Raw genomic sequence first — 12,639 nt, forward strand, 5'->3', positions numbered from 1 at the left:
GAAGTGACCGGTCGATCCATTATGTCCATGATGTCGATTGTGGACACAAACCAGGCGTGCCACACCGGTCGAATCATGCCGACGGCACATCACTTCGTCCAGACGGCTCTCAAAGGACGCTTACTGCCTAACCGCCCACGCGATTTGTTTAATCTTCTGCGTTCAGTCGGCCATCCCGCTGCACGCAGTTTCCTTTCATTTGCGAAGCGTTATTGTGGTGCCTATCGAAATGACTACGGATGGGTAACTGACGGGGCATCAAATCTTCACGAACTGAACCTTTTGTTAAAAGAGGTTATGTTGCGTCGTAAAAAGGACGAGGTGCTTTCATTACCACCAAAGATCCGGACGTGGGTACCAGTCGAGCCGGCTGGTGACACAGCCTTGGACGCCTATGCAGAATTTCTGTCGTGGCTGGCGGCGTCTGACCCTTCACGGCCGAACGACAGAGAGTTCTTGGGGCGTCTCACTAAGATGCGGGTCGCGCTACACAGAGCGAAGCACGCAGCCTGCGCCGAGCGGATCAGAGACGTACTACAGAGTGGTCAGAAAGTCGTCGTGTTTACTTGTTATAGCGATGGTCTTTTACGCCACCAGAAGGCACTTGGAGCTACAGCTGTCAGGATTACGGGCGCAGAGAACGGGGAGCAGCGTATGGCAGCGGTGGATGCGTTCCAGAACGACCCGGCAGTCCGCGTGATGTTGTGCAATCTTATTGCCGGGGGGGTCGGGATCACGCTGACTGCAGGTACTCATGTTATCTTCCAGGACCTTGACTGGGTCCCCGCCAATCATTTGCAGGCGGAAGACCGATGCTACCGGTTAGGTCAGGAAAATCAGGTGACAGTCGAATACCTGCTGGCTGACGGGACGCTGGATGGATATATCGCAGAATTACTTGAAGCGAAAATGCAGCTAATCCAGGTTATCGAGTCTGACGAAGTCAGGGACATGTCTGTCCTAACAGAGTTGCAGCAAAAGCTTCATTCACTGGCGCCAGCTTTACTGCAAGAAATAAAAGCAATGAATACAAAGGGCGTAACAGCGGCTCGTATTCAGGAAATCGGTGAACTGGTTTCTGCGCTGGCAAGTGACAGTCCGGTTTGTGAGGCGGGATTCTGGGAATTTCCGAGTTCAAGCAACCCCGAAAAAACATACAGAGTGATATTTGGTCGGGCTGGCCATCTGGAATGCACATGCACCGGTTTTCGTTATCGGGGCGAGTGTAGCCATGTCCGGGAAGTACGGAAAAACGCTATTTCCTCGTCAGGGGAGAATCGGTAACAGATCAGGCAAAAGTAGTTTTATAAATACTGCCTGGGTTCCGCTCCGCCTAAGTTGTATCACTCCAAATATATCTGGAGTGGAACTCAAACCTCAGTCTGACCCAGTCAATGGCATTCAGCATCTGAGCTCAAAAGTATGCAGACATTTATATCCGACCCAGTGAGCAGGCCCGTCATTATGCGCTAGGCTGTTAGGTTTGCAGGCTCGTGTTTCTTGATTCCTGTTTTTCACGAAGTGCGTCGAGCGCGCGCATGATGATCGCTCGGTCATCGTCCCCTGGGTATTCCTCTTGGAGGCTTTCAATCTTCTTTATATCTTCCCGCGTGAATTCGAACTCTCTCCTCACTGGAAGTCCGGATTCAAGGCTTACCCACTCGGCGGGCGGTATTTCATTAATCTTCCCGCGTGCGGCGTACAGACCGACGATCTCCGGTTCGGCTGGATATTCCTTTCCAACGACATCCATAGCGTACTCCTCCCAAAACCTTTTAAGCACTCCGGTAGGTGTCAGGTGTACCTGTTCATAAAAAACGTCATAAACGTTTCCGCCTGCAACAACCACAATCAAGTAATTCGTCGATCTCATCATCGCCTCCAGTTAATAACATCAAGCCGTATTCAGAAACACAACCCGTATTGACGTCTAAAACTATAGCCGTACTCAAAAGTTCATGATCGATGTACTTCACGTCTCACAGCACTAAGTAATTCATGATTCATGAAGTAAATCCGGCATCGGATAAGGTTTGCGTAGACTACGAAAACTGACCTGAGTTTCAAATAAATTGTTACTACGACCAGAGTGGTATCACTACGACCAGAGTGGTATCACTACGACCAGAGTGGTATCACTACTACCTGAGAGGGAGCGACATGAACAATAAAAATAGTCGCGTATCACTGCATTCCAAGAGAGATCTGCTGGGATGCGGCAGCTTATCGCGCTGTGTGCACCGCCAAGGCGTGTGGATGGGGGCGGTTGAAAAGCCATCAAACAAAGTTTTGGATATGTAAGAAGTGGAGTCAAATATATTTATTGTTGCAGCTGTGAATCGTGCTTTGGCGCAGGTTTATGGCAAGCGCTGAGGGGCTGTCGGAGACACGCCTTCCGGGTAAAAGCAGCGAACATTTTCATTTGTCGCTGTGCCCGTCTCTTCCTTGGAGTGCGCTACTCGCCCTTAACGTTCTCTCTGCATCAGGGGTCTTATTCATTCGGCAACTAGTAGCGCTTTCCAGCGTCGCAGAGCCGACGGCTGACCAGTTCGAGGTCTGCATCGCGTCTCAAGCTGATGGCACGTATTCGGTCTATGTCGAAGGCGACTAGGACGAACCCCAGCCAGTCGTCTCAGTCCAAGATCACTCGACATTGCAAGCCAGCTCTTAGCTTCTGAGAATACGAGCCCTAGGCAGAGATAGCCCAGAGGTTGCGATGAACCCAAGGGTGCTGATGAAGCCCATATCTATTGGAAGCAGCTTCCCGCGAGCATAGAACGATGATCTGTCAGCGCCACACGACCATCAACCGCACCCTCACAAGGCTTCGACGCATGGTTGCAATTCTCGGGGATGCACGCCGCATCATGGAGTTTGCTGAGCACTGAATTAAAAAAATATCAGGGGCGACATGACGTAGGTTATGCCGTTCTCCCCGAGGGTTATTAAAGAACTCTTATGCGACCTGAGCCGCCATTGAAAGGGTTGGATCGCGCGGAGTCCGATTTTCCAAGCGTCTGCTTCTGGGCCGGTCTCGTGACTGACGGCTACGGGACGATTTTTGCGTCTCAGGATTCATAATCGACAGGCCGTCATGTGCTCTTTAGAAGCCCCTTGCAAATGCAGGGTCGTAGGCGGCGAACGATCTTGGGTATAAGTAGAACGGCGATGAGAGTGACACAGTGGATTATCTATCGTGCTAAGTTTTACTTGGAGCGCCGTCTTGCTAAGAGTTTGACACTTCGTCTTTTTCCCTCAGTACTTTTAACGCGATGTAATGCCAGGATATTCCAGTATTAACTGTCAGTAAAAATTCGCTTTAGCCTATTTTCAAACATCAATTCAACTGTTTGCCTGCACTCTATTCTCCAGGTATTCTGACAACGTCCACATGCATCCATGCTCTTCTTGGACACATCCTGTCATGTACTTATTAATGGGAATAATATGAAAAACCTTACCGGTGATATGGTTGCATTTAGTCGGAAAAAAGGCGAACAACACGGATCAATTCAGGCCATCCTTATGCAGGTCCATATATCCAGCAATGACACGAATCCGTGGCCCGTTCATTATTTAATTGAAGGTGATCAAAGTCAGTACCAGCATGATGAACGGTACGGGAGCGATGATGATCATTGGACTGCTCTGCAGATTTGCGCTCCGCATGCTGAGGCCCTTTGGCCATCAGCAAATAGAACTTTGGTAGCACCTCACCAACTCGTCGGTTTTTTTGCTGGCGGTGGGTTTGCCTTCGGCAAGAAGGCTAACGGTGTAAGCAGGAGTTCACGCATTCAGTTCCGTCATTTCACAGATTTGGCTCCGACAGCGTGGCCAACTGAGTGTCGTGCTCGGCCGCTGCGCTCTCTCATCTCGAGACGATTACGCGTTTGCGTGGGCGTACGCTAAATAGGCGGTTTGTTGGGCAACGGAGCGCGTTCAGTTTGATCAGCGACGGCAGCGCTGACGATCCAGTGAAGCACCGGCGGGTGACAAACACTCCACCTGGCAAGTGATAAAGAGGTGCTCTGGCAGCGGTGACCGATCTGGCTAAAGTGCCACTGATTATGATGCCGCCCAAGATATTCATCCCCGCCCACATAACGAGTCAATGTATTGACGCATGCCGTTTCAGAAAGCAGCACTTTCATCATGTGTGTAGCTTAAAAGCGCAATGCCCGACGTCGCTTATGTGACGGGCAATACCTGAATAATTTTCGAATATTATCAAAAGGAGCAACTTGATGAGGTATTTAGACCTTACTGGCCTTGATCGGTGTGCAGTTTTTGCGAGCGTTTTTTCTGTAATGTTTCATCCAGAAGATCCATACAGACGAAACGCTCTGAAAGCATGGCTTGAAGTAAATGTCAATTTTTGTCAAGGAACGCTTGAGGAGATATCTCCTGAGACTCTGCGCTTCCTGATTGAGGCCGGCGACAGAGGAGCAGGAAGTGACCTGAGAAAAAAAGACCCGGGGAGACCTGCAGCGGGCCATGCTCTCATCGCGCTCCTCACCATGAAAGCGGCGCATATTAAAGATGCCGGTTTAGATAAGGCTTTTTACCTTGTTAGTGAAATATATCGTGGTGAAAAAGATTACGACGGCAAGCCACTTCGTGTTCGCCGTGAAAGCATGCGAAAGCACTGGCGTAGTTATTCATCAGTGGCTCATTTGTGGGCTGCTTATCTTGTACTTTTAGCCGAAGCAAAAGAAGGCGGTTATCTGAAGGATGTGTGGCGGTGGCTGGATTGTGAAAGACTGGTGGCAGTTGCAAAAACAATACAGGACCAAGCCGAGCAGTGTTCACTCCCACGTCGTCAGGGTCCGCTTCGTCGTGACAGTGCTATCCGTATCGTTGGAATAGCCGGCGAGCCTTGGCGTCCTGATGAGCTGTCGCTTAATCAACGGCAGTTGCTTTCTGAGTTCACATCCCGGTCTAATCAATAGTGTCGGCCAACCGGGGGAAAGTAACTTTCCCCCATTACGCTTGGTGAAGCGGCTCATTAGGATACCTCCACGTTCCCGGGCTGGCTGGGAACAGCGATCAGGAGGTACACATGACTAAGCAAGGCTCTAAAGCACCGGCAATTCTTCGCCGGAAGAGTGTTGAGGAAAGAACCGGTCTTTCCCGTTCAACTATTTATCAGCGTATCTGTCAGGGAAAATTTCCGCGGCAGGTGGGTTTAGGCGGCCAGCGAATTGTGGGGTGGGTGGAGAGTGAAATCGATCGTTGGATCGAAGAGCGGATTGAAGAGAGTAAGCAGACGGTCTCTGCTCCTACTGACGTTCCTGCGACAAATAACCGGGGTTCTGATACCAAGGCTCTCCCACAGTCATATATCGATTGCTTCAGCGAGCCAGTTCTGCTCACTGGTTACGATCAGTCGACTATTTTAAGTCACCTTAGAGATTGTCCTGATTGTCAGGAATATTTGACGAAGGGCGCCTGTCCTGCGTTTCTTAATGTTCTGCTTCCTATGCTCGGCTGCAACTTGGCAAAGGACTGAGCTATGCAAGAAATGTTCGTAATTAAGAACTGGAATTCGTTCCAGCACTACGGCAAACGTAATCCTCCCTGGATCAAACTTCATCGGGCGGTACTGGACGACTATCAGTTCTGCACTTTACCTGACCCGTCAAAGGCGCATCTCATGCTGTTATGGCTGTATGCCAGTCAGAATAACGGGCGAGTGCCTGCAGACGTCCTGTTCCTCGAGAAGAAGCTGAGTGTTACTGATCTGGATCTCCGGATTTTTGTCGACCGTGGCTTTCTGATTCCAGAAAATTGCTCCAAACGAAATGGTGCTTTATGACTGACGATTTTAATGCTAGCAACCTGCCGGCGTCATGCAGCCGGTTGTACTCTGAACCAGAAGAGCCTGCAAGCAGCTCAGGTACATCACAGAAGAGAAGAGAAGATCCGGAAAAAACCTCCTGCCATGCTGATTCCCTCAGCCCGGTATCGGGCGGGGAGATCGTTTTGCGCCCGTATCAGGCGGAGTCTGTACAGCGCTGCTGGTCCGCCATGGACGGAGGGATACGGCGGTTACTGCTTTATTCTCCGACCGGGTCAGGCAAAACAGAAATAGCGATGTCAGTAATAAAAGGCGCGCTAGCGCGGGGGAAGCGCGTGACCTTCCTGTGTAACCGTATTCATCTCGTTGACCAGACGTGCCGGCGTGCGCTTCAGTCTGGTATCGCCTTCGGCGTGATTCAGGGTGAGAACACTGCCCGTCTGTATGAACCGGTAATCATTGCCAGTATCCAGACAGTAGCGAGACGAGGCCTGCCGCAGGTCGATTTACTTATCATTGATGAGGCGCATGCTGTTTCAGGATCTGAAGACTTTCGCAAGCTGCTGCGGCATGCTGAGTGTCCGGTAATTGGTCTTTCTGCTACTCCGTTCTCACACGGACTCGGGCAATGGTGTCATGAGGCAGGAGGCCCACTCTTTGAGCATATGATTATCGGTTCTACGATTCGTGAGCTCATCGACGAGGGTTATCTGGTCGACTGTGATATTTATGCGCCGTCAGAACCTGATCTCAAAGGAATAAAGACGGCACGCAATGCTTTCGGAGAAACGGACTATACCGACGCCGGAGCTGCGCGCGTCATAAATACGCCAGTACTGATCGGGGACATTGTGAGGCATTGGTTAAAACTGGCGCACGGTACACCAACCGTTTGTTTCGCTGCCAGTATTGCGCACTCGAAGCATATTGTTGAACAGTTCATGGCTGCTGGTGTGCCAGCTGAGCATATCGACAGCTATACTGATGATGCAGAGAGGCAAGCAATCCTGATGCGTCTCAGAACCGGTGAAATCAAGATCATCAGTAATGTTGCGATCCTGGCAGAAGGCTGGGATTTCCCGGCGTGTGCCACGCTCATTCTTGCCCGTCCAACCCGGAGCCTCATCCGTTATCTCCAGATGGCCGGACGTGTGTTACGCCCTTACCCGGGCAAAAACAGGGCGCTTATCCTTGATCACTCCGGAACAGTTGCGCGTCTCGGTTTTCCTACCGACGATATTCCGCTTGAGCTGGACACAGGAAAGCAGAGCAGGGCAGGGGGCAAAAACAACTGTGAACGACCTGTGCCAAAAATTTGTCCCCTATGCAAATACATGAAGGCAGTCGGGGTGCGCATATGTCCTAAGTGTGGATTTGTTCCCGAGCGCCAGCCAAGGGTGGATGTGGTTGATAAAGACCTTGTCAGAATTGAGAAAGAGCCCGCGAGGATTGGCAGGCAGGCGTTCTACTCGCAGCTACTTGCTATTGCCAAAGAAAAAGGGTACCAGACGGGCTGGTGCAGACACCGATTCCGGGATCGTTTTGGAAACTGGCCAGGAAGAAGCGTGAAAGATGTTGTGGCAGAGCCGACAAAGGAAGTCAGGGATTTCCTGACTCGACTCCGTATCCGGGATGCGAGGTCAGCGAAATGACTTATACCAACAGCTTCCAGATCGCTGGAACAGCGCAGAAAGCGATAGGACGGTGGTCAGGCATTCTTCAGGAACTTGGGATATCACCCGAATTCCTGAGCAACAGACATGGACCATGTCCGGTTTGTGGTGGTAAAGACCGGTTTCGTTTTGACGACAAAGAAGGGCGGGGGACATGGTACTGTTCACATTGCGGAGCCGGTGATGGCTTCCGGCTTCTCCAGTTATTTTTCCGGTGGGACTTCAGACATGCCGCAAATGAGGTGGATCGCGTCATCAGCACTGCACCCCGTATGCCTGTTGTTACTCAGAGAACAGGCATATATCACTTCCGGCTGATGCATGAGACATGGAATTCGGCAAAGCCAGTGACTTCAGGAGATCCTGTCTGGAAATATCTGAATAAGCGGACAGGTATTGAGATTGTCCCGGCTGATATTCGCTTCCATCCCGCTCTTCGGTATACCGGAAATGACAAGAAAACTTTTGGGGTATACCCTGCGATGCTGGCCCTGATGCGTTACCCGGATGGCAGTGTAGCTTCTGTTCACCGGACATACTTAACATTACAGGGTACCAAAGCGCTCGTAGCAGAACCGAAAAAAATTATGCCGGGTGGTCCGCTTAAGACTGCATCAGTGCAGCTAAACTGTGCCGGGCGGGTGCTGGGGATTGCTGAGGGCATTGAAACAGCACTTGCTGCCTCGCGCCGCTTTTCCATTCCTGTCTGGGCCGCGGGCAATGCGACTCTGCTGAAAGGCTGGGTTCCGCCTGCCGGTGTCCGTCAGGTCCTGATTGCAGGCGATAATGATGCAAGTTATACCGGACAGGCAGCTGCGTTCGATCTTGCACGGCGGCTGGTTAGCAAGGGATATGAGACGGACATACAAATTCCAAGGCTGACGGGAACGGACTGGGCTGATGACCTGTGAAAAGGATAGTTGATGCCCTGAGTCGTAGTGCGCGGGTTCATCAGTTCGAAACTAACACAAGAGGCCGTATTTCAGATAAGTAAGGAACGGTGGTTCAATTTTACTGTTCCTGCTTTTGCAGGAGATTTGCAGATGGGTGATTCAAGGAAAAGCAGTAGATGGAAACCTGGCGAATCCGGCAATCCGGCGGGGAAGAAGCCCGGCACAGGTAAAATTAGCCACCTGCGTGACGCGATTGCAACGGAGCTGCCCGAAATTTTGCATAGTCTGATCAGGCAGGCAAAGGCAGGTGATGTTCAGGCTGCAAAAATACTTCTTGAAAAAGTGTTGCCCTCACTCCGGGCCACGGAAGCAACTATTGAGGTCGCTCTGAGTACCGGGGATCCGCTTTCAGCACAGGCACGCTCAGTTCTGCATGCGGTTGCCAATGGGGAGATCGCGCCCGGACATGGTGCGCAGCTGATGGCAAGTCTTGGGATGGCAGCGAAGATCGGTGAGATGGATGAACTGGTAAAAAGGGTTGAACAGCTGGAGGGCACAAATGCACGCGGAGCTTAAAAGGAGAGTACGGATTCTGGAGAGAAGCCACGCAACTGATTGTGAAATCGACAGAGAAACCGCAGTAGGAGCTGCGGTCCGGCAGTTGCGATCTGATTTAAATAATGCACTGCTGGAAGCCGAAATTTTGGAAGTCGCACCCGTCGCTATCTGCAAAGGCGTATGTCAATCAGGATCTGAGTCATTCGGCGACAGGGTCATCAGGCTTTATGAGCGGATGTCAACCGGAACTGAGACAGAGCAGGATAAGAAGGCCCTTGCCAGCCTTTCGTCGCGTAGTCTCGGGACGCTTGATATGGGCCCCCACGACTTTATTGAGATGTACTGGCGTATTTTCAGCTCTATATGAAATATTTTGCGGCCAGTTGTTTATCCCCGTTCACGTGGTAGCGACTAATGCCGTTGGACGATCCTATGTGCTTGCGTACTATTATGCAGACACGGGTAATGCCTTGATATGCGGATTGGATGCAGCAACTGATTTGAACTCGACGATGGAATAAAGCGCTTGCGCCGCTTTGGTGATGTCATTCACACGCCATTGGGCCCGGCGTTTATTCTGCCCATGGTCAGTTGCGTGCAGTTTCGGCGCAGGATCGAGAAAAATCACACCGTCGTTAATAGCCTGGAGCAGGCGTTCTGCAGACGTGTCGCGGCACCACATTACCTTCGTCCCGAATGTCACAGTATATACATAGCCGAGTTCCCTAGTCGCTACATCTGAATTCGGTAATTTTTCAGCAGGAATATAGACAACTTCGTTGTGCTTGGCGCCCCAGCAGTTCATCAGACGCTCAAGGCTCCAGCTCGCTGCAACTTCATCATCGCCCGCAATCAGCGCGACTTCAATGGAGTCCATTTTGGGGGTAAGGGGTGTATCAGGGTTGTAAGGAAACGCCTTTATTTGTTCGTCTTCAATCCTGAATTCGCGAATCTGAAGCGTAAGTTTTGATTTGGGACAGTACTTGTTGGCGCGGTGAATTCCTGTAAAACGTAAATCACCATTAGCGTCACGGTAACCGTATTTGTTCATAAAACCGACAAAATCTTTCGCATAAAGGCCTCCGTCAGGCTCAGGCGTAAATAATGTGACTTTTACCTGTGTATGGGTCTTTAGTTCAATACCGAAGAGGTCGCCATCGCTGCCGGAATTCGGGACAATGCCAAGCTCATGCTCAAGTGTGTATCCGCAAACTTGGGTGCCTGAAAAAGGTAGACTCCGCCCGTATGCATCAAGGCGGCAGCCGGGTATTGATCGTCCTAATACCGTAGCAAGCGCCGCTTCTAGTTTTGCGGTGTTTCCTTGGTTGATAGTAAGACGTTTGCATGCACGCGCACGTTCAAACCCTGGTAGTGCTTCGATCTCTCTTTCAAGTTTGGCGGATAGGCGGAAATAAACAAGTCCGACGCATTTTCCGCGTGGAGTTCTTGCAAGCACAAGAAGACGCTTTTCTGCCGAATGTTCTTTCGTGTACCCGACTGTAAGCGACTGTGGAATTGTATTGTTGACCGTTTGAAATCCTGAGAGGCGTGCTTCCGGATACTGAGGATAAATGATCGCCTTTACGCGCCTAGCTGGAATCAGCGCTCCATCCCTTTGTGCCCAAGAAAAGCTGTTGAAGACCGCTTCAGGAATACGTGTGCCGGGGGCGGATCGGCCCTTTGTCTCGCTTGTACTCATCCCACGTTCCGCTAGGGTGAGGTCAAAAAGATCATATAAAAGGCCAAAATCTGAGGCCAGATAAATCTGGTTCTTATCATTTGCATTTCGCGGCAAAAGTTTCAGCAGTGCAAGATCTGCGCCGAAGCTAGCGCACTTTGCTGCAATTTCTTCTACTGAAGCGGCAACGTGTTCAAAACTGGAAGGAAATTTAACATCTGAAGCGTCCATAGAACTTTCCAATTTGGTAATTCATGGCGCGATAGTAACATTTCCTAAATGAATTGAAATGCGGGAATTCGTTATCATTCCTGTAAAAGAGTCAGAATTAAAATAAAAATCTTTGAATACAGTTACTTAAAGACGTAATACTAGGAAAGGCTTGGTGCCTGCTTGGTGCAAAGAGGATCTTTTCTGGAGCGCATATATGGCCGCGACCTAGGAGGTGCTGAGGAATGAGGTAAATCCCGATTACGCAGACTGACAAACTGCCATAAGTATTGACAACGGCGTAAACACTTGGGCCTATACCGGACGTCTGCCAACGAAGCGCTATCCGCTTTTCGAGTAACCTTATACTTTGAAAAAGCGCAAATACTGAAAAAATGTACAGTAAACTGATGCCAAGAAAGGGAGAAATAGGTGATAATCCATCACATGATTGACCCAGCTAAGAGCCTATGGACTACTTAAGTGACGACCTTGCACTGCTCACTAGGGTGCTAGAAATATACGACCAAAAATATGTTGCTATATACCTGAATAGCATTTCAGGCCGGGACTGGTGCAGAGAGAATATCAACAGGCTTGTAAATGGCAAAGACAAAAACCGTGAGCTAACAAGACGCGAGTTTGACGCACTGGCTCAGTTACTACCACCACCGCCAGCGCATCATCCCGAATACGATTTCGACTTTATTGATCTCTTTGCCGGTATAGGCGGCATTCGGCGTGCCTTTGATCAGCAGAGAGGGCGCTGTGTATTTACAAGCGAATGGAATGAGCCGGCAACGCGTACCTATAAAGCAAATCATTATTGCGATCCTGATTCACACACCTTCAATGACGACATTCGTAAGATAACCCTGAGTGACCAGCCTGAGGTATCAGAAGAAGAAGCGTACCGGAATATTAATCAAAAAATTCCTGATCATGATGTCCTGCTTGCCGGTTTCCCTTGCCAGCCTTTTTCCATAGCGGGTGTTTCGAAGAAAAACGCTCTTGGTCGTGCGCATGGATTTGAATGCAAAACGCAGGGAACTTTGTTCTTTGATGTTGCCCGTATCCTTAAGGCCAAGCGTCCGGCTGCATTCCTGTTGGAAAACGTCAAGAACCTGAAAAGTCACGATAAAGGTCGTACCTTCAGGGTAATTACAGAAACACTGGATGAACTTGGGTACTGGGTCGCCGATATGGAAACGACTGGTTCTGTCGATCCAAAAGTCATTGATGCAAAAAACTTTATCCCTCAGCATCGCGAACGGATTGTGTTAGTAGGGTTCAGGAAAGATCTGAACGTGCATGAAGGATTCACTCTGCGAGACATTCGACAGTACTATGCCAAAGAAAAGCCTAGGCTTGGTGATATCCTCGACAAAGCTGTTGACTCAAAATATATTCTTACACCAAAGCTTTGGGAGTACCTCTACAATTATTCTGCTAAGCATAAAGCAAAGGGTAATGGATTTGGTTTTGGCCTGGTAGGAGAAAACGATATCACCCGTACTTTATCTGCACGGTATTACAAAGACGGTTCGGAGATTCTCATTGATTGTGGATTTGATCATTCAAAAGAGCTGCATCATCCGGACAATATGAAGAACCGTCCACGTAGACTGACGCCACTGGAGTGTGCACGTCTTATGGGGTTTATTGATAATAACGGAAACACATTCCGGATTCCTGTCTCGGACACGCAGGCTTATAAGCAGTTTGGTAACTCTGTAGTCGTTCCTGTCTTTACCGCTGTTGCAAAGCTTATGAAAGACCGAATCCTTGAGGCTAAGACAAAACAAGGTGAAGTAGCAATAGCAGCATAAA

The 12,639-nt window shown here is 49.8% G+C and carries 12 protein-coding genes; 9 read left to right on the top strand and 3 right to left on the bottom strand.

The features are described from left to right. Positions 1–1,284, top strand: a 1,284-nt coding sequence (locus G3574_RS15340; RefSeq protein WP_205609802.1) for a helicase-related protein, incomplete at its 5' end; no start/stop codon positions are given. Positions 1,285–1,477: 193 nt separating this feature from the next. Here the strand turns inward: G3574_RS15340 and G3574_RS15345 are convergent. Both G3574_RS15345 and G3574_RS15350 read right to left on the bottom strand, forming a co-directional pair. Continuing rightward, a complete protein-coding gene (locus G3574_RS15345) occupies positions 1,478–1,876 on the bottom strand; it encodes a hypothetical protein (protein ID WP_163964769.1) in 399 nt (132 codons plus the stop codon). 2,029 nt (positions 1,877–3,905) lie between these two features. After that, positions 3,906–4,154, bottom strand: coding sequence for a hypothetical protein (locus G3574_RS15350; RefSeq protein WP_163964771.1), 249 nt, complete (start codon positions 4,152–4,154; stop codon positions 3,906–3,908). 90 nt (positions 4,155–4,244) lie between these two features. Here G3574_RS15350 and G3574_RS15355 point away from each other — a divergent pair, with 90 nt between their 5' ends. From G3574_RS15355 to G3574_RS15385, 7 genes are all read left to right on the top strand, one after another. Beyond that, a complete protein-coding gene (locus G3574_RS15355) occupies positions 4,245–4,949 on the top strand; it encodes a hypothetical protein (RefSeq protein WP_163964774.1) in 705 nt (234 codons plus the stop codon). Between the two features lie 110 nt (positions 4,950–5,059). After that, the gene (locus G3574_RS28820) at positions 5,060–5,509 is read left to right on the top strand and encodes a helix-turn-helix transcriptional regulator (RefSeq protein WP_163964776.1); all 450 of its coding nucleotides are present in this window, start codon (positions 5,060–5,062) and stop codon (positions 5,507–5,509) included. A gap of 3 nt (positions 5,510–5,512) precedes the next feature. Next, entirely contained in the window at positions 5,513–5,815 is a 303-nt protein-coding gene (locus G3574_RS15365) for a hypothetical protein (RefSeq protein WP_163964779.1), read from the top strand. After that, positions 5,812–7,449, top strand: coding sequence for a DEAD/DEAH box helicase (locus G3574_RS15370; RefSeq protein WP_163964781.1), 1,638 nt, complete (start codon positions 5,812–5,814; stop codon positions 7,447–7,449). Before G3574_RS15365 ends, G3574_RS15370 begins: the two co-directional genes overlap by 4 nt. Then, positions 7,446–8,381, top strand: a complete 936-nt coding sequence (locus G3574_RS15375; protein ID WP_163964784.1) for a DUF7146 domain-containing protein — start codon at positions 7,446–7,448, stop codon at positions 8,379–8,381. Before G3574_RS15370 ends, G3574_RS15375 begins: the two co-directional genes overlap by 4 nt. Before the next feature lie 27 nt (positions 8,382–8,408). Beyond that, positions 8,409–8,939: a DUF5681 domain-containing protein gene (locus G3574_RS15380; protein ID WP_205609803.1), complete on the top strand. Its 531-nt coding sequence runs from the start codon at positions 8,409–8,411 to the stop codon at positions 8,937–8,939. Then, positions 8,923–9,288: a hypothetical protein gene (locus tag G3574_RS15385; protein WP_163964786.1), complete on the top strand. Its 366-nt coding sequence runs from the start codon at positions 8,923–8,925 to the stop codon at positions 9,286–9,288. The genes G3574_RS15380 and G3574_RS15385 overlap by 17 nt, the downstream gene beginning before the upstream one ends. Positions 9,289–9,369: 81 nt before the next feature. Here the strand turns inward: G3574_RS15385 and G3574_RS15390 are convergent, their stop codons facing one another. Further along, a complete protein-coding gene (locus G3574_RS15390) occupies positions 9,370–10,830 on the bottom strand; it encodes an MvaI/BcnI family restriction endonuclease (RefSeq protein WP_163964789.1) in 1,461 nt (486 codons plus the stop codon). A 449-nt stretch (positions 10,831–11,279) separates the two neighbouring features. On the opposite strand from G3574_RS15390, the gene dcm reads away from it, so the two are divergent. Next, entirely contained in the window at positions 11,280–12,638 is a 1,359-nt protein-coding gene (gene dcm / locus G3574_RS15395) for a DNA (cytosine-5-)-methyltransferase (protein ID WP_163964791.1), read from the top strand. The last annotated feature ends 1 nt before the right edge of the window (position 12,639 follow it).

Source organism: Noviherbaspirillum galbum (assembly GCF_010974945.1).
Classification (GTDB): Bacteria; Pseudomonadota; Gammaproteobacteria; order Burkholderiales; family Burkholderiaceae_D; genus Noviherbaspirillum; species Noviherbaspirillum galbum.

Bases quoted from the DNA above. Each gene is read 5' to 3' on its own strand.
- G3574_RS15350 (WP_163964771.1), bottom strand. From the start codon at position 4,154: ATGATGAAAGTGCTGCTTTCTGAAACGGCATGCGTCAATACATTGACT.
- G3574_RS15370 (WP_163964781.1), top strand. From the start codon at position 5,812: ATGACTGACGATTTTAATGCTAGCAACCTGCCGGCGTCATGCAGCCGG.
- G3574_RS15385 (WP_163964786.1), top strand. From the start codon at position 8,923: ATGCACGCGGAGCTTAAAAGGAGAGTACGGATTCTGGAGAGAAGCCAC.
- G3574_RS15375 (WP_163964784.1), top strand. From the start codon at position 7,446: ATGACTTATACCAACAGCTTCCAGATCGCTGGAACAGCGCAGAAAGCG.
- dcm (WP_163964791.1), top strand. From the start codon at position 11,280: ATGGACTACTTAAGTGACGACCTTGCACTGCTCACTAGGGTGCTAGAA.
- G3574_RS15355 (WP_163964774.1), top strand. From the start codon at position 4,245: ATGAGGTATTTAGACCTTACTGGCCTTGATCGGTGTGCAGTTTTTGCG.
- G3574_RS15345 (WP_163964769.1), bottom strand. From the start codon at position 1,876: ATGATGAGATCGACGAATTACTTGATTGTGGTTGTTGCAGGCGGAAAC.
- G3574_RS28820 (WP_163964776.1), top strand. From the start codon at position 5,060: ATGACTAAGCAAGGCTCTAAAGCACCGGCAATTCTTCGCCGGAAGAGT.
- G3574_RS15390 (WP_163964789.1), bottom strand. From the start codon at position 10,830: ATGGACGCTTCAGATGTTAAATTTCCTTCCAGTTTTGAACACGTTGCC.
- G3574_RS15365 (WP_163964779.1), top strand. From the start codon at position 5,513: ATGCAAGAAATGTTCGTAATTAAGAACTGGAATTCGTTCCAGCACTAC.